This is a genomic window from Serratia sp. S4 (genome assembly GCF_000347995.1).
Classification (GTDB): Bacteria; Pseudomonadota; Gammaproteobacteria; order Enterobacterales; family Enterobacteriaceae; genus Serratia; species Serratia quinivorans.
Genome location: NZ_KB661120.1, coordinates 528,028 through 552,660, shown reverse-complemented (window position 1 = coordinate 552,660; position 24,633 = coordinate 528,028). Strand labels below are relative to the sequence as shown.

Here is a 24,633-nt window from a genome sequence, read left to right as displayed (position 1 = left end):
GATGCCTTATCCATCTCTTGAACAATACAACCAAGCGTTTCAGCTACATAATAAGCTGCTAATCGATCCTGAATTGAAATCTGGCTCTGTAGCCACAACAGGGTTGGGTCTACCGCTAGCCATCAGTGGTGGTTTTGCGCTGACCTATACGATCAAATCAGGCGTTAAGAAATACGCCGTTCGTTGCTTTCATAGAGAGTCAAAGGCTTTAGAACGCCGTTATGAGGCTATTTCGAGGAAAATTTCTAGCCTTCGCTCCCCCTATTTTCTCGACTTCCAGTTTCAGCCCCAAGGGATCAAAGTCGAAGGAATATCTTACCCTATTGTCAAAATGGCATGGGCCAAGGGAGAGACACTTGGAGAATTCCTTGAGGTAAACAGGCGTTCTGCGCAAGCAATAGCGAAACTATCTGGATCGATTGAATCACTTGCTGCCTACCTTGAAAAAGAAAAAATAGCACATGGTGATTTCCAAACCGGAAACCTGATGGTTTCCGACGGAGGTGCAACCGTCCAGTTAATCGACTATGACGGAATGTTCGTTGATGAGATTAAGACATTAGGAAGCTCGGAGCTGGGGCATGTCAATTTTCAGCATCCCCGCCGTAAAGCAACGAATCCGTTCAATCACACTCTGGACCGTTTCTCACTCATTACGCTCTGGCTAGCTCTTAAAACCTTGCAAATCGATCCGTCCATTTGGGATAAATCAAATTCGGAACTGGATGCAATCATTTTTCGAGCTAATGACTTTGTAGATCCCGGTTCATCTTCCATCTTAGGGATGCTATCGGGCATTCAACAGCTTTCCACCTATGTAAAGAATTTTGCCGCAGTCTGCGCTTCAGCGATGGAAAAAACGCCTTCCCTTGGTGACTTCATTGCAAGTAAAAACATTCCCATATCGCTAGCGCCGATCAGTATGAATGGGGATATTCCAGTCAGGAGACTGAAACCCGGTTACATCGGTGCCTACACAGTATTATCAGCTCTAGAGTACAGCACCTGCCTTCAGCGAGTTGGTGATAAAGTTGAAGTTATCGGGAAGATTATTGACGTCAAACTCAATAAGACCCGAAATGGCAAACCATACATCTTTGTTAATTTCGGAGATTGGCGCGGTAATATCTTTAAAATATCAATATGGAGCGAAGGCATTAGCGCTATACCTTCAAAACCCGATGCCTCATGGATCGGGAAATGGATTAGTGTAATCGGTCTTATGGAACCGCCTTACGTTAGCGGGAAATACAAATATTCACATATCTCAATTACAGTAACGACTATCGGTCAAATGACCGTTCTTTCAGAAACAGATGCCCGTTGGCGTCTTGCTGGGCCAAACGATAGTCGACAAACATTAACTTCTACTAGCAGAAATCAGGAAGCCTTGGAGCGTATCAAGGGTAAGAGCACAACCTCAACTCCTAAGCCTATGAGCACTAACGCCACAACTGCAAACCAAGCAATCCTCAGCAAGTTACGGGCTTCTACACAAACTGCATCGCCAGCAAGAGCGCAAACCCAGCATGTTGTGCCTAATAAATCATCAACGCATTATGTGGCACCGACGAGAACATCAGCTTCACAGCAGGTATCACCAGCTCAAAACATTCCAAGTAAGACTGTTACTTCAAATCAACAAACTTCTAAGACAAATGTAATCATAAAGATTTTCAAATGGCTTTCGAGATTGTTGCATTAATTAGCAAGGCGAGCGATCTGCTTATCACGATGCTTGTTTCCTAAATATCGAAAAATAAGGTAAAAAATGGACGCAGAGAAAATTCAGTCAGATATAGATACTCTTTTGACATATATGAACGATGACATGGAGAACCTCGGAGAAACGATCAAAACTGTTTCATTTGGATTTGATATGGGCCAGAACGATCGCATTGCTATTGACGAGCGGTTTCACTGGTCGGAAGAGTATTTGTTCAAAATCATCAACATCTGCCATTCCCGTTCTCTACTACGTAAGGACTATGGAGATTTTGAACATGTATCCCTGACAGAAGAAGGCCAGAGCCGGGCTATATCAGTCAAACATGGGAAAAACCGTTCTTATGAGTTAGGAGCCAGCATGCAAATCTCGACGCTAAATGTTCATGGGCCAGCACAGGTTGGTAATGGTAATACACAAAACATTCACAATGTATTTAACCAATTACTTCAGCAGATCGAGGAATCTTCAGCTTCTGACGAAGAAAAGCAGGAAGCCAAAAGCCGTCTTGCTAAATTTTTGGAACACCCTTTGGTTGGCTCTATTGTCGGAGGTCTCGCTGGTTCTCTACCAGGTCTAATGGGATGATGGAAGATCTCAAAAAAACGATCCGGCTGCGCTGTGCATTCTGTCGTTCGGAGCAGTTTGCCTTACCATTCGAGGGTTACTCGCCTCCGAGTCATAGCCTTGTTGTTTGTGCCAACTGCGGAAGGGAAAACGACGTCACGTCTCTGCTCATCGTTACGAAATCGAAAGGGAGAGAAATAGCAGAAGCGTATGCTGATGAACTAGTTAAACAGATGAAGAAAGATCTGGTTAAAACTTTTAAAAACAGTAATTTCATAAAGATAAAGTGATTGCACCAAAAACATCATGGAGGAGGTATGTCAAAGACCAAAGTACTTTTTGCTTATTGCCATGAGTTAGAAAGATGTGTATCCATTGATGAAGCAAGAACAGAATTCTTTTCAAGAAAGCCGAACGACAGACAACGATTCACTTTCTCCTGCAGCGATCACAACTGCAGCGTCACCATTAGTGGCGTTAACTATCATGTCAAAGCAGAAGACGGGAAAAAATTCAAGGTTGCACATTTTCGTTCTCCACATCCCCACCATCAGGGATGTGAATGGATGCAATTTACTGAGGAAACGGATCAGGTCCGTCAGCCTGATGAGACAGAGGCTGATTACAACGAAAGAAAAGCTTGGCAGAAGCTAAATGATTTTATCAATTGCTTCGATCCTTGTACTGATGATGAAGATCCTGAGCAAAAGAAATCAGGACAGCTTACAGCACGTTCACAGGTAAACAATCCCGTCAAAGGCGATGATTTGTCTAGCGGTCGATCTCTCAAGTGGAGCCGTTATACACGAACTAACCAGCTACAGCGGCTGGTAGACACCTGGCAAGAAGCCAAGGAAACTCTTACACACAACGAGTTCAGAGCATTAAGGCTAAGAGTCAAAAACTATGGGAAGGTTTATTTCTATGAATATATAACGCATATTCAGAAAGGGCTAAAAAACCAATACGCAGGCGTCATTTTCGGCGGTGGCTCTTTAGTTAAACGCTATGGTCGTGGTTTTCTCATTCACTTCTTCGATAAACATGACGATAAACCCATTCGTCTATATATCGATAAGAACCTTATGGATAAAGGGCGGTTCGGCCATTATGTTGAAGAAATTTTTGCAACAGAAAACGTGAGATATTTTCGTGTCTTTTTGTTAAACCCGGATGTCTCTGAAAGAAAAGATCGCGCAGGCAAACCCATTATCAACCTTGAGATATCAAGCCTGCGACAATTGGCGATTTACTACGAACTCAGCTCTTCTGAAAGAGATAAATCTTCGTTAGCGATAACGTAACCTGCCCCATCAGATGATAAGAGCGCTCGCTATAGCCGTGTTCAACAATGTTCCTCTGTTTCAAAGCTGTAGATTTAACAAACCCGAGACAATACCAAAGCAGGCTATCGTCTTTCCTACAGCGCAAGCCATACCGCCACTAGGAAAACCTCTGCGGTCAGGTTATACGGCTTTGGTACTGCAGGTGCTATGTCTGCTGGAATGGTGTGAAGGTATGTCTACAATGTCACAACTGAATTTGTGTTAGATGCGCAAGAATCTGTACAGGCAGCTTTGTGCCAGATATCGTCACTCGCCACCTGAGAATTCAACATCTTTTCAGGTGACCAAATTCAGTGAAACACCTCATAGATCATGCCAAAATACTTTCATAAGTGAAAGAATCTACCATTAAGTGTGTTATTTGATAGAGATCTCTATTTACTAGCTACATTGGCGAACGTTGTTCACGGCGGGAAGCTTAGCCCCCCGGCAAATCGCCCCCCCTACATTGAGTGGGAATATGTAGCTTAAAGTTAATGTGGTTGTTTTATGGAGGATAATGGTGTTATGACGGTTTCTGTCATTCCGCAGTACAAGCCTTTAATCGCGGAATTTAAAGACATTGATAATCTTTCCTCTTCGGACTTTGAAATTTTCGTTCGCGATTTGTTTGTTGCATCGGGATGGACCGATGCCGAAATTACCCAAACAGGCAAAGAATTCAAACACGGTGATGGCGGGGTCGATATTTTCGCCTGGAAAGGGAGGCGAAAGTTTGCCATTGAGGTGAAACAGCGCCAACTGGGTACGACAGTAGATGTGAAGGCTCTTAATCAACTAGTTACCGGCGCCACGCTGGCAAATGTTACCTATAAAATTTTAGTTACCAACTCCTGGTTTACCTCTGAAGTGAAGGCGCGGGCGTTACGACTCGGCGTTGAGTTGATAGACCGGGATGAGTTGCAAAATCTGTGGGTCATTAAGCATTCCGAGATTGGCCGTGATATTAAGCCGCGAACTTATCAGCAGGACGTGATTAACGAAGCCCTTGCACTTCATGCAGCAGGAAAGTCAAAACTGCTGATTGAAATGGCGACGGGATTAGGCAAAACCTATACCGTTGCCCACTTAATTAAGCGCTTAATTCAACAAAATAGCCGCAGGCCAAGAGTGCTATTTCTGGCACATCAGGTCGAGATTTTACTGCAATCTGTTACCGCATTTAAAAACGTTTTGGGTATTGGTAACTACAGTTTTTCTGCCTGTTTCGGCGGCACACATCCCGAAGAGACTGATTTCGTCTTTGCGTCATTTGATACGCTCTATAGCAAACTCGATGAGCTATCTGCAGGAGCATTTGATTACGTCATTGTCGATGAAGCCCACCATACGCTGGCAAAAACCTATTCTGCGGTGGTGTCGCTTTTCCAGCCGCAACTCCTGATTGGCCTAACCGCGACCCCGTACCGGACGGATAATCGCGATGTAGTGAGTTTCTTTGGTGGCGCCGATGGGCATATCGGTAAATTCGATCTGGTTTGGGCACTCAAAAACAAAAAACTGGCATTCCCCAAATATCTTGTCCTGCTTGACGATCTGGATCAGGATAAGATCGACCAGCTTGAGAGCGGTCTTTCTCTATCCGATATCGATAAACTGCTTTTTTTGCATAAAAAAGATCATGAGATTGTCCGCCTCATCAACAAAACAGTGACCGAGCAGGGGATAGAGGACGTAAAAGGGATCATCTTTTGCCGGAATATCCAGCATATGAATCATCTTATTGCGTTCTTTGAGCCCGGCACGGCCACCCTTGTGCACTCAAAAATGTATGATCAGGAACGACGAGAAAATATTCGATTGTTCAGGGAAGGGGATTATAAATACATTTTGGTGTGCGACCTGTTCAATGAAGGTATTGATATTCCAGAAACCAACCTGTTGATCTTTATGCGTTATACAGGGTCACGTACAATCTGGTTACAGCAGTTAGGACGTGGGTTGCGCAAAACGCCAAATAAAGAGTTTGTTCATGTCTTAGATTTTGTTGGATCCCTTGAGCGGTTGAATGAGATTAAGGGCCTAGCAAAAGAGATTGAACAGCAGCCAAGGTATCACGACAGCACTATTGATGATCCGGAGGAGATGGACGCGCCCGGGGTTTATCATGACACTTCGCTGGAGGTGCAATTCAGCGCAGAGGCGGCGAAAGTACTGGCTCTGCTGGAAGAGATGAAAATGCAGCTTAATAGCCGCGATGTACTGCTGGATAAGTTGCGCCGATATCGCGAAAAAAATGACGAGTTGCCCTCCATTGCAGAACTGGAACAAGAGTTAGATGACGTTAGCCTTGATCAAATTGCCACCCATTTCGGCTCTTATTTGAGCTACCTGACAGCCGCATTCAATGAAGACGTAGATATTCCTTCCATGCGCACGAGACTGATTGAATTTCTCGATACCTTTATCGGGGATAACAATATGGCACCAAGTTTTTACACGATTTCACTTAATTTCGGCGTGAACCCGTTGTACGAATTCAGCGAAAAAGAGATTCAACAGCTTCTGCCAGATTACGACAACCTTGTCAGTGCCCGAATTACAGTGACAGCCCCGCAGGACGTGAGTGATATGCCGGTGAAGGAAGTGGAAGTTTGCCCGTGGATCGAAACGTACCGGGGACAGCCTTTGAACCTTGTCAGCTTTAAGCAATTACCGTCGGATGTGCAGGAACAGATTAAGAACAAATATCAATCGGCATTCGTGTTTCTCAAAAAGCTAAAAGACGCGCTTTAATATGGAAAAAATTGACATCGTTGCAGATCAACTTCAGCTCGACCGAGCTCTCAATAAACTCATCCATAACCTGGTCGAAGAAAGTCAGCTCACGCTCGGAGAAACGCTCAGTGCCTGGGAGCTCTGTGAAAAACTCAGCATGCAGCAATTCATGGCACTGAAGAAAAATGTCTATTTTGCGGATTTGCTGCGAGCAGTAGAGATTTCGCTCCCCCTCGGGCAGACGCTTCACGTAGATGGCGCGGAAATCAGGCAGGTTGAAACTGAGTTTGAGGAAAAGCCCGAGGCAGCGCGTGATGAACCGGTGATGGAATGCTTGCGGATCCCCGCCTTATCCACCTCGCTGGAGACGATTCAATTGCCTGAACGATTTATGAAATTAATCAAGCGATTGAAAAACATTCAACTGATAAACCCAGATTTTGTGCCTGGTGAAACCTTCGGAGAACTCATCACGTTGTCAGTCAACGAGCTGGCTGAACAGCCTGGCGTTGGTGTGCTGTATATTGATATTTTTAAAGAATTGCAACATTTGGCTCAGTCTGCACCTGCCGTTGAGGCTATCGACACTGCTAATATGGGCATTGATTTCGCGAAGGTGGATATCAGCCAGATGCGGTTGAGCCTTGCGGGCGTGGAAACCAAATATACGAAAGCACTGGAAAAATTTGGTCGCTATCTTAAAACGGAAGATATGGGCGAGATGTTGCAGGCTATTCTGCATGCCGAATATGAGCAATTAGTAGCCATTCCGACCTGGGGAAAAGGAAGTATCACACAGTTATTGGCATTTAGAGACAGGTTACGGGAAGAGATCATCGCCATTCAGAATGGTGACATTGACTACCTAGCGCTTGAATCCGTCTTGATCGTTCCAAAACGGCTTATAAACTGCCCATTGAATAAACTTGAAGCCGTTTTACTGGAAGATATCGAATCTTACTTCGATAAAAGCAGTGAAATGAAGGTCGACATTGCCCAACGCCGCTGGGGGTTCGTCGAAGAAAAAAAGACCCTCGAAGAGATCGGGACCGATTACGTCGTATCGAGAGAGCGCATTCGCCAGATTCAGGCCGATATAAGACAAGAATTTCTTGGGCATATGCGGGTCAGTCAACCATTGGTTTGGGAGGCACTGGAGCCTGAGATATCGCCGGACCTTAGTGTGAAAATGCAGACACTTTTTTCCTGTTTCTCCTCTGAACGTGACTTCTTCGAATTTCTGGATATGGTGTCAGGGCAGACAGAGCTTATCGCTCATGTCTATCCCGAGATTGATAAAGCGATCCTGAATACCTACTTTGCCGAGAATGGCGCACCAATCCACCTTGACGACATCCGGGAGTTTATTCCCTCCGTCTGCAGCATCGAAATACCCTACGTTGACAATGCGATTCTTCATCTTGCGCAACAAGGCGTCATCCAGCTTAAAGATGAGAACGTCTACCCCCTGCAACTGAAGAAAGCTGAAGCCAGCGCCTGCGTGCTGATTAAACACGAAAAAGGTCTGCCCTGGCTGGATATTTCGAAATTAATCAATGTGAATAATTATTCGCGCAGCCCTGTTTACGAGGACCGTCTGGATCACGAAGCGTTTAACCAGCCTGAATATATCTACCTGTCCGGCAAGGGTACCTACAAGCACACCTGTTTTATCGATGTCGATGCGGCGCTGATAGACGACATTTTTATGGAAATGATGGAATACGCCGAGAAAAATTCCCGTCCGGTGTTCCACCTGAATGAGTTTTACCAGGCCTCGCGCAATCTGAAAAAGCATGATTACTATGTCATTCGCCATTTTGTGAAACATTTCGGCGAGGATTACGGTTTTTACTTCGACGGAAAATCTCAGGCGGATTCGATCGGGCTGGAGAAAGGCTTTAAGAACATCACGCAAAAGGACGTCATTGTCGAAGCGATGAACAACAGTGATAAACCGCTAACGAAACCTGAAATTGCCAATTTGCTGAAGAGTAAAAGCCTAGCACATGCGTCGTTTTATCTGGATGACCTGATTGAGCGGGGAAGTGTTGTTCAGGTGGACCACATGCTCTACACCACACCTGCCTGCGCCTATAAAAATATCGTCATCGACGACTATGTCGCGGCCCTTCATGCATTGCTTCTGCATTTTGGAAAGCCAGTAGAGCCCTCCATTTTTAAAGCACAACTGAACATGCAATTTGAGCGAAGCTACTCGAAATATTTCTATGCTTCTCTTGCCCGGTTAAATGCCAAAGCACAGGGCTGGCACCGTAAACATAGCCTATATTCGGCCACGGAAATTCCTTTTAGCAATATATCATCGGCAATGGACATGCTCTGCGATTCTGGAGCTCCCTTGCAGCAGAATATTGATGCCCTGCAGGTAAATATCGCCATTACACGTGAAACGGCTGCGATTGCCATTCGAAACTGGCGCACAGCACGATCTATGGTCAACTGCTAACAAAGCGAGGAGGCCCAGAGCCTCCTTCCTATTTACAACTTAGCGCAATACCAGCCAGCGCTGTGTTGTAGCAGTCCTCGAACAACTTCAAGGGTAAAAACTCAAACTTGAGTGGAAGTTATGGGTGCCAGCAAAAAAATTAAAGGTCAAAAACCCTTTCACCCTGAAGACCGTACCGCCACACATTGGCGTCGGCTTTGACGTGATTCCTAAGAGATTCGTTTGTCAATACGGCTGTCATTGGGCGCTTCATACCAATAGTAGATGTTGCCAATTTCAATATGTGTTTATCAATCAGTACCAGCTCATGCGATCCAACACAGGTACTCGGAAACCGTAGATTTTCCTAGCGAAAAATGATTTTGGCTTTGGCAGCCCAAAACGTCATTTCAGGTCATTACTTGATGCACTAACCTGTGTAAAATCAGAACTAACCCAATATCGTTGAGAGCTCTGCTATGGCTGGCGTAAACAAAACTCATCTGACTGAAACGGACATCATCACCAAATACATCCTGCCAGCGGTTAAAGACGCAGGCTGGGATATGATGTCGCAGATCCGCCAAGAAGTGAAACTCCGCGATGGTAAAGTAGTGGTACGCGGCAAACTGGCGGCACGCCTGACTGTGAAATCAGCCGATATTGTGCTTTACCACAAACCGGGGTTACCGCTTGCTGTTATAGAAGCAAAAGCGAATAAGCATGAGATTGGCAAAGGGATGCAGCAAGGGCTGGATTACGCGCGCTTGCTTGATGTGCCTTTTGTTTTTGCCTCCAACGGTGATGGCTTCATCTTTCACGATAAAACCAACCCTGTGCAGCTTGAATCTGAAATCAAGCTAGAAGATTTCCCAAGCCCTGAACAGCTATGGGATAAATACTGTACCTGGAAAGGTTTTACTACCGAACAAATGCCCGTCATCAGCCAAGATTACTATGATGACAACTCAGGAAAATCTCCGCGTTACTATCAGTTACAGGCAATTAATAAAACCATAGAAGCCGTATCTGCTGGGCAAAAACGTGTATTACTGGTCATGGCTACCGGAACCGGGAAAACCTACACCGCTTTCCAGATTATCTGGCGTTTATGGAAAGCCAAAAACAAGAAACGCATTCTGTTCCTCGCTGACCGCAATATCCTGGTTGATCAAACAAAAACTAACGATTTTCAACCCTTTGGCAGCGCGATGACAAAAATCACCGGGCGCACCATTGACCCGGCTTATGAAATGCAACTGGCGCTGTATCAGGCGATTACTGGACCTGAAGAACATCAGAAAGCGTTTAAACAAGTCGCGCCCGATTTCTTTGACCTGATTGTTATCGACGAATGCCACCGTGGCAGCGCGTCGGAAGACAGCGCCTGGCGTGAAATCCTCGAATACTTCAGCAGTGCCACGCAGATTGGCCTCACCGCCACGCCGAAAGAAACCGAAGAAGTCTCCAGCACCGATTACTTTGGCGAACCGGTCTATACCTATTCCCTTAAAGAAGGCATTGAAGATGGCTTTCTCGCCCCTTACAAAGTCGTGCGCGTCGATATCGACGTGGATTTACAAGGCTGGCGTCCGACCAAAGGGCAGGTAGATAAACACGGCGAGTTGATTGAAGACCGTATTTATAACCAGAAAGATTTTGACCGCACCATGGTCATTGATGAGCGCACCATGCTGGTGGCGCAAACCATCACCGACTATTTAAAACGCACCAACCCGATGGATAAAACCATCGTCTTTTGTAACGACATCGACCATGCCGACAGAATGCGCCGGGCGCTGGTCAACCTGAACCCGGAGCAGGTGAAGAAGAACGAAAAGTATGTGATGAAAATCACTGGCGATGACGAGATCGGCAAAGGGCAACTGGATAACTTCATCAATCCTAAAAAGCCTTACCCGGTGATTGCCACCACGTCTGAACTGATGAGCACGGGCGTGGATGCTCAAACCTGCAAGCTGGTGGTGCTGGATCAAAACATTCAGTCGATGACCAAGTTCAAGCAAATCATCGGGCGCGGCACGCGTATCAACGAGAAACATGGCAAGCTGTGGTTCACCATTCTCGATTTCAAAAAAGCGACCGAATTGTTTGCCGATGAACGTTTTGATGGCGTACCGGAAAAAGTGATTCGTACCACGGCAGAAGAGATTACCGACCCGGGCTCTGATTTTGACGAGCAACTGGAAGACGACACGCCAGAGAGCGAATTGCCTGATGTGTTTACTGGGATGGAAGAAACCCCTGCAACGTATGACCCGACATCAGGCGATGGAACTGGCGCTTTCGAAGAAGACGACGAAAACAAAATCCGCAAATTCCACGTTAACGGCGTTGCAGTAAAAGTGCTGGCGAAACGCGTTCAGTATTACGATGCCGACGGCAAACTGGTCACAGAATCCTTCCAGGATTATACCCGCAAAACGTTGCTAAAAGATAAAGACTACGCATCACTTGATGACTTCACCCGTAAATGGCAATCTGCCGACCGCAAGCAGGTGATCATCGAAGAGTTGCAACAGTTAGGCGTGCTTTGGGATGTGTTAGCCGAAGAGGTGGGTAAAGATCTCGACCCATTCGATTTACTTTGCCATGTGGTTTACGGCCAGCCGCCGCTGACGCGCCAGGAACGTGCCAACAACGTGCGTAAACGTAACTACTTCACCAAATATTCCGCGCCTGCGCAGAACGTGTTAAACACGCTTCTGGATAAATACGCTGACGAAGGCGTGCAGGAAATCGAGGATATTCAGGTGTTGAAACTCAAACCGTTCGACACGCTGGGCCGCCCGCTGGAAATTATCAAAAGTAGCTTCGGTAACAAGCAGGCCTACGAAGAGGCAGTGAATGAACTGGAAAACGAAATTTACCAGTTGCCACCACGCTCAGCCTGATAACCAAACTCCCTATTCTGCCACCTGGCGCTTTCGCCCCCGGTGGCATCCTTTTTTAAGAGTGGTAAGAAAACATGTCGATTAGCTCAGTCATTAAATCTTTGCAGGACATCATGCGCAAAGACGCAGGCGTGGACGGCGATGCACAGCGTCTCGGGCAGCTTTCGTGGCTGCTGTTTTTGAAGATTTTTGATACCCAGGAAGAAGAGCTGGAACTGGAGCAGGACGACTACCAGCTGCCGATCCCGCAGCGCTATTTATGGCGTACCTGGGCGACGAACAGTGAAGGCATCACTGGTGATGCCCTGCTGGAATTCGTCAACGATGATTTGTTTCCTACATTGAAAAATCTCACTGCTCCGATCGATAAGAATCCGCGCGGCTTTGTGGTGAAACAGGCGTTTAGCGATGCCTATAACTACATGAAAAACGGTACGTTACTGCGCCAGGTAATCAACAAGCTTAACGAAATCGACTTCAGCAGCAGCTCTGAACGCCACCTGTTCGGCGATATCTACGAACAAATCCTGCGCGACCTGCAAAGCGCCGGTAATGCGGGTGAGTTCTATACTCCGCGTGCCGTCACGCGCTTTATGGTCAACCGCATCGATCCTAAATTAGGTGAATCGATCATGGACCCGGCCTGTGGCACTGGCGGCTTCCTCGCCTGTGCGTTCGACCATGTGAAAGAGCATTACGTCAACACCACCGAAGACCACAAAACGTTGCAACAGCAGATCCACGGCGTCGAGAAAAAACAGCTTCCACACCTGTTGTGTACCACCAATATGCTGCTGCACGGCATTGAAGTGCCTGTGCAAATCCGCCACGACAACACACTCAACAAGCCGCTCTCCTCATGGGACGAGCAACTGGATGTGATTATCACCAACCCGCCGTTTGGCGGCACCGAAGAAGACGGTATTGAGAAAAACTTCCCGGCAGAGATGCAAACCCGTGAAACCGCCGATCTGTTCCTGCAATTGATTATCGAAGTGCTGGCAGATAAAGGCCGCGCAGCAGTGGTATTGCCTGACGGCACACTGTTTGGTGAAGGTGTTAAAACTAAAATCAAAAAGCTGCTCACCGAAGAGTGCAACCTGCACACCATCGTGCGGTTACCGAACGGCGTGTTTAACCCGTACACCGGTATCAAAACCAATATTCTGTTCTTCACCAAAGGCCAGCCAACCAAAGACATCTGGTTCTACGAGCACCCGTACCCGGACGGTGTGAAGAACTACAGCAAAACCAGGCCGATGAAGTATGAAGAGTTCCAGACCGAAATCGACTGGTGGGGCAGCGAAGCCGACGATTTCGCCAGCCGCGAAGAGAACAACCAGGCGTGGAAAGTCAGCATTGATGAGATCATTGCGCGCAACTTCAACCTCGATATTAAAAACCCGTACCAGGGCGAAACCGTCAGCCACGATCCGGACGAACTGTTGGCGCAGTACCAGACTCAGCAGGCGGAAATCAGCGAACTACGTAATCAGCTACGTGACATCCTCGGTGCCGCTCTGGCAGGTAACAAGGAGGTGAACTGATGGCCGTTGAACAACTGATCACCCAGCATATCGATATCTGGACTTCCGCGCTGCAAACCCGCTCCACCGCCGGGCGGGGCAGCAATGGCAAAATCGATCTCTACGGCATTAAGAAACTGCGCGAGCTGATTCTGGAACTGGCGGTACGCGGCAAACTGGTGCCGCAAGATCCGAATGATGAACCTGCGTCTGAGTTACTGAAGCGTATTGCTGCTGAAAAAGCACAACGGGTGAAAGAAGGTCAAATAAAAAAACAAAAACCGTTACCTCCAGTGAGTGATGAGGAAAAACCATTTGAAGTACCAGAGGGGTGGGAGTGGTGCCAGTTACAAACTATTACGTCAAAAATCACTGATGGAGATCACAAAACACCCGCCAGAATTAATGATGGCTTTAAGTTAATGTCGGCTAAAAATGTTCGAGATGGATATCTTGATTATGATAACTGCGACTATATTTCCGAAGCGGATTATATTAAATCGAGAGAGAGGTGCCTTCCAGAAATAGGTGATCTTTTAATTGTATCTGTTGGTGGGACAATTGGGCGTAGTTCTCTTATTAGAGAAAGTGCTGACTTTGCATTAGTTAGAAGTGTGGCAATTATAAAGCCACTATTATTCGATTCTAATTACCTTAAACTCTCAATGGACTCATTTTTGTTGCAAGGTTTTATCCATGAAACTAAACGAGGGGGAGCACAACCTTGTTTATATCTTTCGGAAATAACTAAGTTTCTTTTTCCTATGCCTCCTGAAGAAGAACAAAAACGAATTGTCTGCAAAGTTAACGAACTCATGTCCCTTTGCGACCAACTGGAACAGCAATCGCTAACCAGTCTGGATGCCCATCTGCAACTAGTAGAAACCTTGCTAGCAACGCTGGTCGATAGCCAACATGCCGAAGAACTCGCCGAAAATTGGGCGCGAGTTAGCGAGCATTTCGACACGTTATTTACTACCGAAGCAAGCATCGACGCCCTTAAACAAACCATTCTGCAACTGGCGGTAATGGGTAAACTGGTGCCGCAAGATCCTAACGATGAACCTGCTTCCAAACTGCTAAAACATATTGAGCAGGAAAAAGCGCAACTGGTAAAAGAAGGAAAAATTAAAAAACAAAAACCGTTGCCGCCAGTGAGTGATGAGGAAAAACCTTTTGTCCTACCAATGGGATGGGAATGGTGTCGTTTAGGTGATTTGGCACTTGGTTCAGAGGCCGGGTGGAGCCCGCAATGCGAGTCACATCCAAGAAATGGCGATGACTGGGGGGTCTTGAAAATCAGCGCAGTTACTTGGGGAGAGTTCAATGCTGAGGAAAACAAGGCGCTACCGGTAAAATTGGAGCCTAAACAGGAATATGAAGTTAAAGGGAATGATTTCCTTTTATCAAGAGCAAATACATCCGAGTTGGTTGCCCGCTCTGTGGTTGTACCTCAAACGGTGCCTAAGCATTTAATGCTTAGTGATAAAATTATACGTTTCCAATTTCCCGATTTGATAGATGTGAACTATATCAATATAGTGAATAATTCTATGCTTTCACGTGAGTATTACGGAATAGTAGCTGGTGGTACCAGCGCATCAATGAAAAATGTTACACGAAATCAAGTTTCTCTATTGCCTGTTGCATTGCCTCCTTATAATGAAAAAAAGAAGATAATTTCTGTTATAGAAAGTGTTTTAGTGCTTGTCGACACTCTTAAAGATCTAGTTGTAAAAAGTGAAGGCATTAAAAAGAATTTAACTGATTCTATTATTTTTCATTTTGAAAATTAATGTGGCCATTATTGCATAATTAATAGAATACTAAGGAGTGTTAGGTGCGCATAAAATCAATTTACATTTCGCGATACAAAAACATTCATGACTTCCAGATGGATTTTGATGATAATAATGGCATCGATGTTTTTGTTGGGAAAAATGCAAGCGGGAAATCTAATTTTTTTGAAGCTATCATTGAGATTTTTCGTCATATTGATCAGTTTGGTCAAGAGAACAACACAATTAGTTTTGAGTATGGCATATTTTACGAAATTGATGGGATTGTGACCAAAATTGAATGGGCCAAGGATCGGTTGTTCATCAATGATGAGGTTGGCCAACGAAAATTAGAAAAAACCCCTTTCCCTGACAATATACTTGTATATTACACCGGACATAATACTACTGTGTCCAGCTTAATTGGTAATTACAAATCATTATTTCAGAGAAAAATTAAAGGCGCTGATTTATCCGATTCACGTAAAATTATTGGGATTGGGCCAGATTACAAAAGTCTGCTTCTAACTCTTATTATATCGCATCATCAAGATAATCCTGCTAGAAATTATATTCTAAATAAACTTGCAGTTAGCAAGCTGGGTCTGACAAAACCTGGCACCAAAGAAGTTACTGAGCCTGTAATCAGATTAAAGTTAGATCGCCCTGATTATGCTAAAGGTAAAAGAGATTTTAATATTCAGCTGAATGATGAAACGGATCGATATTGGAATGCAGTCGGCATTACTAAAGAATTTCTTGATTCTTTATCGCAATGCAGATGGGATAATACTGATCAAATATCCGTTAATGAAGGATACTTTCAAGATGAAGACCATTACATACTGTATATATCCATAAAGAAATTACAAGAAAAATTTGAAAAGCGCTGGGATGAACTTTTTCAGCAGTTTGATAACCTAAAAGTTTTAGGAATGCTTTCTGATATAACTGTACCCTTACGATTAGATTCTGATATTGAAGGTGACATTAGTTCCTTTAGTGATGGGCAATTTCAGTCGGTTTATGTTTATGCAGTCTCGGAGTTTTTCAAAAATAAAAACTGTGTGACATTGCTTGATGAGCCTGATGCTTTTTTGCATCCAGAATGGCAGCATCAATTTATTAATCAAGTTAAAGAAATTAATACAATTGCGTTATGTAAAAACCACATTTTAGTGACTACTCACAGTGCTTCAACTATCGCTTCATTAGAGCAAAAATATATTTCCGTGATATATTCTGAGAACCACAAGGTAAAATTTTGTAAGCAAGATAAAAACCAGGTTATTCGTGACTTATCTGCCGGGATCATCTCTTTTTCAGAAACCGAAGCCAGACTGGCATTAAATCAATTTCTCAAAACATCATCTGGAAATGTGCTTTTTACTGAAGGGGTCACTGATGAAATAATTCTCAACATCGCATGGGATAAGCTAAACCCTAGACGAAACCGTCCGTTTGGAATTCAAAATGCTTTCGACCGTACTTTCTTGAGAAATTTATTCTCCCGTGATGAATTGAAGCTAAACTTCCCTAACAGAAAAATGTTTGCCTTATTTGACTTTGACGATGCATATAACGATTGGAAAGGTCTTAAAGGTCTGGACATTGTTATTGACCCATATTCTGGATTAGCTAAAAAATTAAAATATGAATGTCATTACGCTTTGTTGCTTCCTGTTCCAAAGGATAATGACATTAAAAAACAAGTTATTGACGAAAAAAATCAAGCATGGGGTGGGCGCGGAGGCTCTCACTTATCTATAGAACTATTGTTTTATAAAGAGGATTTGCTTGAGAAATGGTTCATCAAACGACCTTTCATCGCAGGTAGTGAAATCATAGAGTTTGCGGGTGACAAAGCTAAATTTGCTAAAACAATGGTGCCGGCATTACCAGCAGAGAGTTTTGAAATATTTAGGCCACTGTTTGATTTCATAGAGAGCAAATGCCATGAATAAATTTTTCGAGTTAATATCATACGGTACTTAATTTTTAATACCACTAAATTAAAATGATATCCATTGAAGTGTTACTTCTTTTTTAAAGTAAGAACATATATCAAAACAATAATTTGAAATTCAGATTTAAAGAGGAAGCACTAATGCCAGTTCATCACGCTATCTGGCGGGTAGGAGAGACTCCCGAGCCGCTAACCATCAGCAAACTCGCCAGCGAGCAACTGCTGGAGAAGATGATCTTAAACGATCCCTCCATTCTCTCTGACCAATGGATGATCATCGGCCATCAGGAAAATACGCTCGACAAAGGGCGTATCGACCTACTGGCGATTGCGCCGGATGCCTCGCTGATCCTGATTGAGCTTAAACGCGACCGCACGCCGCGTGAAGTCGTTGCCCAGGCGCTTGATTACGCCTCCTGGGTGGATGACTTAACCGCCGATCGTCTGTCACAGATTTACGAGAAATTCTCTGGCGGCGGTAATTTAGGCGACGCGTTTAAACAACGCTTCAATATCGAACTGGAAGAAGATTCACTGAACCAGTCACACCAAATCATCATTGTCGCAGCGGAATTGGATCCGTCCACCGAGCGCATTATCGACTATCTTAGCAAGAATGGTATCTCAATTAACATCCTGTTCTTTAAGGTGTTCCAGCACGGTAACGAACAGCTTTTAAGCCGCACCTGGCTTATCGATCCGAGCGAAACGCAAACCAATGCCGCACAGTCAATTTCAAGCGTAAATGGCAGCACTAAAGAACCCTGGAACGGTGAGTTTTACGTCTCATTTGGCGACCGACACAGCCGCGTCTGGGAAGAAGCACGCAGCTACGGATTTATCAGCGCAGGCGGTGGCAGTTGGTACAGCCAAACATTAAAACAGCTCCAGCCGGGTGACCGTGTCTGGGTCAATATTCCTAAAACAGGTTATGTAGGTGTGGGTCTGGTACAAAGTGCCGTTGAGCCGGCCAGCAGCTTTATGGTTAACACTGACGATGGCGAAAAACTCGCAATGGATGTGCTCAAATTTGGTGCCTGGTATCGCGATAACGCCTATGATCCCGATAAATCAGAATATTTTGTCTCGGTTAAATGGCTTGAATCCCGCAGCGAACAAGAGGCAGTGAGCGAGATTGGTTTCTTCGGTAATCAAAACACGGTGTGTAGGCCGACGGCCCCACGGTGGCGTCATACCATCGAGAAGTTGAAGCGATATTTCGGAAACTGGAACGCCGAATTGTAATTCGCTGGTAATGGTTTTCCAGATATTCATGAAATCAGTATGTTGGGAGACTTCTTAAAATTGATTACAGCCGCAGTACTAGCTGCGGCTTATGGTTGTGCTATTTTCTTACCTCAATGGATTGTTGAGTTTTGCATATTCGAATGGAGATATGACTGCTTCACGATTCACATCCAAATAATCCGCCCACCACTGCACCATTAGCCTCCGCTCCCCAAGATGCTCGGCCTTATGAATGTAAGCCGCACGCACAGAGTTACGCTCCTGGTGACTCATCTGCCGCTCTACCGCATCCTTCGACCATAATCCCGACTCAATCAACGAACTACAAGCCATGGTTCTGAAACCGTGACCGCATACTTCTATCTTCGTATCATAACCCATCACCCGCAGAGCTTTATTCACCGTGTTTTCACTCATCGGCTTACGAGGATCATGATCGCCAATGAAAATTAGCTCGCGATTCCCACTCGTACTTTTGATCTTTTCCAGAATCAATAGAGCTTGCCGGGATAAAGGAACAAGATGAGGAGTCCGCATTTTCGATCCTCGATGTGAATGCTTCACACCTTCCAAAGGCTCACGTTCTCCCGGAATCGTCCACATAGCGTTTTCAAAATCTACTTCTGACCAGCGAGCAAAACGTAGTTCACTAGAGCGAATGAAGACCAACAATGTCAACTCCACAGCTAAGCGTGTTAATGGTCTGCCGGTATATGTGTCGATACGATGAAGTAGTTCAGGAATGCGATTCAGTTCTAGCGCAGCACGATGCTGTCGTTTAGCTGTAGCAACCGCTCCAGCGATCTCTTGTGCGGGGTTATAGTCGATTAAACCGCTTTGCACGGCAAATCGCATAATTGCTGTTGTTCGTTGCTGTAAACGTGCTGCCACCTCAAGACGTCTAGACATCTCTACGGCTTTAATGGGAATAAGTAAATCTCTGGTTTTTAACTCAGCGATATTCCGCTTCCCAATCGCATCGAACAGATTATCTTCCAGACTTTTAAGAACACGGCCACTGTGCGACTCAGACCACTTTTGATTACTGGCATGCCAGTCTCTGGCAACTGATTCAAAAGTGATGACCTCTTTAGCCTGTTCTTCTTTTACTGCACGCTTATGCTCACGAGGATCGACACCGGCAGCAACAAGCCTCCTGGCCTCTTCCCTCTTTTGACGAGCATCAGCTAGTGACGTTTCGGGGTAAACACCAAAAGCCATAAGGTGTTGCTTACCACCAAAGCGGAAACGAAAGCGCCAGTATTTGGAGCCGTTAGGGTGTATCAACAAAAACATGCCATCGCCATCTACTAGCGAGTATTCCTTTGCTTCAGGTTTTGCCGAACGCACCTTGGTATCAGTCAGGGCCATGATGGTATTCCTTCCATATGCTGCCGTGAGTATATAAGCATTATCGAACCAGCATATATACTCGGTTCTATACTCACAAGCATGTTGATGTGGGGTAACTCAGATTGACGTCGGTTGACTGAAAAGCGGGGCAAAGCCTTGCGGGGACTGGATTTTAGACATAAAAAAAGACCTCCAGAGAGGTCCATTTACATACTGTTGGTGCCGAAGGCCGGACTCGAACCGGCACGTATCTCTACGGTTGATTTTGAATCAACTGCGTCTACCGATTTCGCCACTTCGGCACTGCAAGTAGTATGCGGAAAACGTGGGCATTATACCTTTCAGCGATCCGCGTGCAACACTTATCCGTTGTTCAATGAGTTAAGTGCTGAAAAAATCGTCGCCGGGGTCACGTTTGGCTGGTTTTATGGGCGCAGCATGCGGCGCTCCTAGGTATTCATTTCGGCAAGAGCCGCCTCACCGGGCCACCAGAAACAAAAAAGGCGTAACCCAATGGCTACGCCTTCTTAAATTGCCTGCAGTGCCGCTACTTGCGTTTCAACAGCATATAAACGCTGATCAACAAGAACAGCATGCTTGGCAGCAACGCGCCCAGCACCGGCGGCATGTTGTACACCAGGCTCAGCGGGCCGAATATCTGGTCCAGCACATAGAACAGGAACCCGAAGCTGATACCGGTCACCACGCGCACGCCCATCGGCACGCTGCGCAGTGGGCCGAAGATGAACGACAGCGCCATCAGCATCATCACCGCGACGGAAAGCGGCGAGAACACCTTGCTCCACATGTTCAACTGGTAGCGGTTGGCTTCCTGGCCGCTCTGCTTCAGGTACTTCACGTAGTTGTGCAGGCCGCTGATGGAGAGTGAGGTTGGATCCAGCGCCACCACGCCCAGTTTGTCCGGGGTCAGGTTGGTTTTCCATTCACCTGTCAGCGTCTGGGTGCCGGTGACCTGTTTTTCGTTGGTCAGGTCAGAAGTATCCACCTGCGAAAGCTTCCATACGCCGTCTTCGAAGCTGGCGCTGGCGGCATAACGCACCGTCTCCAGCCTGCGCTGGTCGTTGAAGTGGTAGATGTTCACGCCGGAAAGCTCTTTCTCGCCCGCAACGCGTTCGATGTAGATAAAGTCGGTGCCGTCTTTCGCCCACAGGCCGTTCTTGGTGGAAAGCAGCGAGCCGCCGTACATCTGCTGCGCGCGGTAGTTACGCGCCATTTGGTCGCCCTGCGGTGCCACCCACTCGCCAATCGCCATGGTCAACAGCACCAGCGGGATGGCGGTTTTCATCACCGATCCGGCGATCTGCATGCGGGTAAAGCCGGAAGCCTGCATCACCACCAGTTCACTGCGCGTCGCCAGTTGCCCCAGGCCAAGCAGTGCACCCAGCAGGGCCGCCATCGGGAAGAAGATCTCGATGTCCTTCGGCACGCTCAGCAGAGTAAACATCCCGGCGCTGAGCGCCGTGTATTCACCCTGGCCCACTTTACGCAACTGGTCGACGAACTTGATGATGCCGGAAAGCGACACCAGCATGAACAGCGTCATGATGATGGTGTTGAAAATCGTCTTACCGATATATCGGTCTAAAACGCCAAACATCAGGCCGCTCCTCTCAGGCGTGCACGCAGCTTACGCATCGGCACCGTATCCCACAGGTTCAGCGCCAGCGCGATCGCAAAGTACGCCGCGTTGACTACCCACAGCCATACCATCGGATCCAGCTTGCCCTTGCCGCCGTTAGAACGCAGCGAGGTCTGCAGCAGGAAGAATATCAAATACAGCAGGATGGCCGGCAGCATGCTCAGCACGCGGCCCTGACGCGGGTTCACCACGCTGAGCGGCACCACCAGCAACGCCATAATGACCACGGAAAGCACCAGCGTCAGGCGCCAGTGGAACTCGGCGCGCGCGTCCGGATCATCAGACTCCAGCAGCGTCTTCATCGACATCTGCTCGGCCTGGTTGCCGTCCACGGTGACCGCACGGTGGCCGACTACGGCTTTATAGTCGTTGAAATCGGTAATGCGGAAGTCACGCAGCAGCGCGGTGCCCTCAAAGCGGGTGCCCTTGTCCAGCGTCACCACCTGCGAACCGTCTTTCATCTGGTTAATCTGGCCATGTTCAGCCACCACCACGGAAGGGCGCTGGTTGCCGTTCGGCCGCAGTTGCGCCAGGAACACGTTGTTAAAGGTGCTGCCCTTAACATTGCCGATAAACAGCACCGCGTTGCCGTCTTGCGAGGTTTTGAACTGCCCTTCTGCCAGCCCGGCAATGCTTGGGTTGGCTTTGGCTTCGGAAACCACCACGTCCTGATAGCGCGAAGCCCAGGGCCCGACCCAGAACACGTTGGCCGCCGCAATAACGGAGGTGAAAAGTGCCAATACCATGGCCGCAATGATCAGGGTTCGTTTACCCAGTCCGCAGGCATGCATCACGGTGATTTCGCTGTCGGTATACAGCCGCCCAAGCGTCATCAACAAGCCAAGAAACAGGCTTAATGGCAGGATTAGCTGCGCCATCTTCGGCACACCCAATGCGAGCAAAGAAAGAACTAAATTTGTCGGGACATCGCCGTCCACCGCATCGCCTAACACCCTGACTAAATTCTGACAAAAGAAGATCAGAAGCAGGATGAACAGGATCGCGATTTGGCTCTTTAGCGTTTCCCGTACCAGATATCTTATGATGATCACGCTTATTACGCCTGTGAAAACTTGTCTTTTTGCAGGAAAATCGATAGTTTCATCGCTAATCCGCCATTTATTCTCATCATATGGCAACCGACACAGCTAAAATAGTATTACAACATCTAGCATTTGGGTGTCCTATAGGAACTTGCCTATAGTCGCCAAAACAGAGCAATTTACGCCGTTCAGGTTAACATAACTCGTTAACTCAATGGCGGGAGATCGTTACGGAGTGCGCCATTCTAGCCGTAGCGCCTGCCTTTGTCTTTAAGATTCAGGAGAGTGCATGGAGTTCAGTGTAAAAAGCGGTAGCCCGGAAAAACAGCGCAGTGCCTGTATTGTAGTCGGCGTTTTCGAACCGCGCCGCTTGTCCCCTATCGCAGAACAACTCGACAAAATCAGTGATGGTTATATCAGCGCTTTGCTGCGCCGTGGCGAACTGGAAGGTAAAGTCGGGCAGACGTTACTGCTGCACCATGTACCTAACATTCTCTCCGAACGCATCCTGTTAATTGGCTGTGGCAAAGAGCGCGAGCTCGATGAACGCCAGTACAAACAGGTGATTCAAAAAACCATCAATACCCTTAACGATACCGGCTCCATGGAAGCGGTCTGCTTCCTGACCGAGCTGCACGTGAAAGGCCGCAACACTTACTGGAAGGTGCGTCAGGCGGTGGAAACCGCGAAAGAAACGCTCTACACCTTCGATCAGTTGAAAAGCAACAAAGTGGAGCCACGCCGTCCACTGCGTAAAATGGTGTTCAACGTGCCAACCCGTCGTGAACTCACCAGCGGTGAACGTGCGATCCAGCACGGTCTGGCGGTGTCTTCCGGCATCAAGGCGGCGAAAGATCTCGGCAATATGCCGCCGAACATCTGTAACGCCGGTTACCTGGCCTCACAGGCTCGTCAACTGGCGGACGCCTTCAGCACCAACATCACCACCCGCGTCATCGGCGAACAGCAGATGAAAGAGTTGGGGATGAACGCCTATCTGGCGGTTGGCGCAGGTTCGCGTAACGAATCATTGATGTCGGTGATGGAATATAAGGGCAATCCTAACCCGGACGCTAAGCCAATTGTGCTCGTCGGTAAAGGCCTGACCTTCGATGCCGGCGGCATCTCGATCAAACCTGCCGAAGGCATGGACGAGATGAAGTACGACATGTGTGGCGCTGCCACCGTGTACGGCGTGATGCGCGTGGTGGCGGAACTGAACCTGCCGCTGAACGTGATCGGCGTGCTGGCCGGCTGTGAAAACATGCCGGGCGGCAGCGCTTATCGTCCGGGCGACGTGCTGACCACCATGTCCGGCCAGACCGTCGAGGTGTTGAACACCGACGCCGAAGGCCGCCTGGTATTGTGCGACACCCTGACCTACGTTGAGCGTTTCGATCCGGAGCTGGTGATTGACGTTGCCACCCTGACCGGTGCCTGCGTGATCGCCCTGGGCCACCACATCACCGGCCTGATGTCGAACCACAACCCGCTGGCGCATGAACTGATTGGCGCGTCCGAACAGGCCGGCGACCGCGCGTGGCGCTTGCCGATGTCCGACGAGTACTACGAGCAGCTGGACTCCAACTTTGCCGATATGGCGAACATTGGTGGCCGTCCGGGCGGGGCTATCACCGCAGCCTGCTTCCTGTCGCGCTTTACCCGTAAGTACAGCTGGGCGCACCTGGATATCGCCGGCACCGCCTGGCGCTCCGGCAAGGCCAAAGGGGCCACCGGTCGTCCGGTTGCCTTGCTGTCGCAGTTCCTGCTTAACCGTGCGGGGCTGAACGGCGACGATTAAATCTGAGCGGTAATTCAGGTATAATCCCGAGGGGCACAGCATGCTGTGCCCCTACACTTTTTATAGGCAGCGGTGAATCAGACCATGAAACAGGCAACGTTCTATCTAATCGAACACGCGGAACCCACAGGTGCGCTCAGCGCGCATGAGGCCGTGGCCTGCGCCGTTGCCGCCGAACGTTGGCGTTCCGGCAAGCGGGTGTTGATCGCCTGCGAGAGCCAGGAACAGGCCCAACGGTTGGACGAAGCGCTATGGCAGCGCGATCCGCACCAGTTCGTGCCCCACAACCTGGCCGGTGAAGGCCCGCATTACGGCGCCCCGGTCGAACTGTGCTGGCCCGGCAAACGCGGCAACTCCCCGCGTGACCTGCTGATCGCCCTGCTGCCGCAGTTTGCAGATTTTGCTACTGCTTTCCATGAAGTGGTAGACTTCGTCCCATACGAAGACACCTTAAAACAGTTGGCGCGCGACCGATATAAAGCTTATCGCAGCGTCGGCTTCCATTTGACCACGGCCACGCCGCCAACTCACTGAACA

Annotated in this window: 15 protein-coding genes and 1 tRNA gene; 12 read left to right on the top strand and 4 right to left on the bottom strand. The window is 47.5% G+C overall.

Translation table 11 applies throughout. The features are described from left to right. The first annotated feature begins 1 nt into the window (after position 1). The 10 genes from SERS4_RS0103160 to SERS4_RS0103110 all read left to right on the top strand — a co-directional run bounded on the left by SERS4_RS0103160 (position 2) and on the right by SERS4_RS0103110 (position 18,236). Positions 2–1,705 carry a TerY-P anti-phage system serine/threonine kinase gene (locus SERS4_RS0103160; protein WP_017891453.1) on the top strand — a complete coding sequence of 568 codons (1,704 nt, stop codon included), beginning with the start codon at positions 2–4 and terminating at the stop codon, positions 1,703–1,705. Between the two features lie 66 nt (positions 1,706–1,771). Continuing rightward, the gene (locus tag SERS4_RS0103155) at positions 1,772–2,314 is read left to right on the top strand and encodes a hypothetical protein (protein ID WP_017891452.1); all 543 of its coding nucleotides are present in this window, start codon (positions 1,772–1,774) and stop codon (positions 2,312–2,314) included. 296 nt (positions 2,315–2,610) lie between these two features. Then, positions 2,611–3,597: a hypothetical protein gene (locus SERS4_RS0103145; RefSeq protein WP_026142176.1), complete on the top strand. Its 987-nt coding sequence runs from the start codon at positions 2,611–2,613 to the stop codon at positions 3,595–3,597. Positions 3,598–4,146: 549 nt separating this feature from the next. Then, positions 4,147–6,375, top strand: coding sequence for a DEAD/DEAH box helicase family protein (locus SERS4_RS0103140; protein ID WP_017891449.1), 2,229 nt, complete (start codon positions 4,147–4,149; stop codon positions 6,373–6,375). Between the two features lies 1 nt (position 6,376). After that, positions 6,377–8,827: a sigma factor-like helix-turn-helix DNA-binding protein gene (locus tag SERS4_RS0103135; protein WP_017891448.1), complete on the top strand. Its 2,451-nt coding sequence runs from the start codon at positions 6,377–6,379 to the stop codon at positions 8,825–8,827. A 458-nt stretch (positions 8,828–9,285) separates the two neighbouring features. After that, positions 9,286–11,721 carry an EcoAI/FtnUII family type I restriction enzme subunit R gene (gene hsdR / locus SERS4_RS0103130; protein ID WP_017891447.1) on the top strand — a complete coding sequence of 812 codons (2,436 nt, stop codon included), beginning with the start codon at positions 9,286–9,288 and terminating at the stop codon, positions 11,719–11,721. 74 nt (positions 11,722–11,795) lie between these two features. Continuing rightward, the gene (locus tag SERS4_RS0103125; RefSeq protein WP_017891446.1) at positions 11,796–13,268 is read left to right on the top strand and encodes an N-6 DNA methylase; all 1,473 of its coding nucleotides are present in this window, start codon (positions 11,796–11,798) and stop codon (positions 13,266–13,268) included. After that, positions 13,268–15,043 carry a restriction endonuclease subunit S gene (locus SERS4_RS0103120; RefSeq protein ID WP_017891445.1) on the top strand — a complete coding sequence of 592 codons (1,776 nt, stop codon included), beginning with the start codon at positions 13,268–13,270 and terminating at the stop codon, positions 15,041–15,043. Before SERS4_RS0103125 ends, SERS4_RS0103120 begins: the two co-directional genes overlap by 1 nt. 44 nt (positions 15,044–15,087) lie before the next feature. Next, complete coding sequence (locus tag SERS4_RS0103115; protein WP_017891444.1) at positions 15,088–16,989, top strand: AAA family ATPase; 1,902 nt, start codon at positions 15,088–15,090, stop codon at positions 16,987–16,989. Positions 16,990–17,132: 143 nt separating this feature from the next. Beyond that, entirely contained in the window at positions 17,133–18,236 is a 1,104-nt protein-coding gene (locus SERS4_RS0103110) for a nuclease (RefSeq protein ID WP_017891443.1), read from the top strand. 108 nt (positions 18,237–18,344) lie between these two features. On the opposite strand, the gene SERS4_RS0103105 is transcribed toward SERS4_RS0103110, so the two are convergent. From SERS4_RS0103105 to lptF, 4 genes are all read right to left on the bottom strand, one after another. After that, on the bottom strand, positions 18,345–19,610 hold the full coding sequence (locus SERS4_RS0103105; RefSeq protein WP_017891442.1) for an integrase arm-type DNA-binding domain-containing protein: 1,266 nt from the start codon (positions 19,608–19,610) through the stop codon (positions 18,345–18,347). Between the two features lie 199 nt (positions 19,611–19,809). Further along, positions 19,810–19,894 (bottom strand) — tRNA-Leu (locus SERS4_RS0103100). Positions 19,895–20,139: 245 nt separating this feature from the next. Next, positions 20,140–21,210 carry an LPS export ABC transporter permease LptG gene (gene lptG, locus SERS4_RS0103095; protein WP_012005020.1) on the bottom strand — a complete coding sequence of 357 codons (1,071 nt, stop codon included), beginning with the start codon at positions 21,208–21,210 and terminating at the stop codon, positions 20,140–20,142. Next, the gene (gene lptF / locus SERS4_RS0103090; protein ID WP_017891441.1) at positions 21,210–22,304 is read right to left on the bottom strand and encodes an LPS export ABC transporter permease LptF; all 1,095 of its coding nucleotides are present in this window, start codon (positions 22,302–22,304) and stop codon (positions 21,210–21,212) included. Before lptF ends, lptG begins: the two co-directional genes overlap by 1 nt. A gap of 280 nt (positions 22,305–22,584) precedes the next feature. Here lptF and pepA point away from each other — a divergent pair, with 280 nt between their 5' ends. Together pepA and SERS4_RS0103080 are read left to right on the top strand one after the other, a co-directional pair. Continuing rightward, positions 22,585–24,096: a leucyl aminopeptidase gene (pepA, locus tag SERS4_RS0103085; protein WP_012005018.1), complete on the top strand. Its 1,512-nt coding sequence runs from the start codon at positions 22,585–22,587 to the stop codon at positions 24,094–24,096. Positions 24,097–24,180: 84 nt separating this feature from the next. Further along, positions 24,181–24,630: a DNA polymerase III subunit chi gene (locus SERS4_RS0103080; protein WP_017891440.1), complete on the top strand. Its 450-nt coding sequence runs from the start codon at positions 24,181–24,183 to the stop codon at positions 24,628–24,630. The last annotated feature ends 3 nt before the right edge of the window (positions 24,631–24,633 follow it).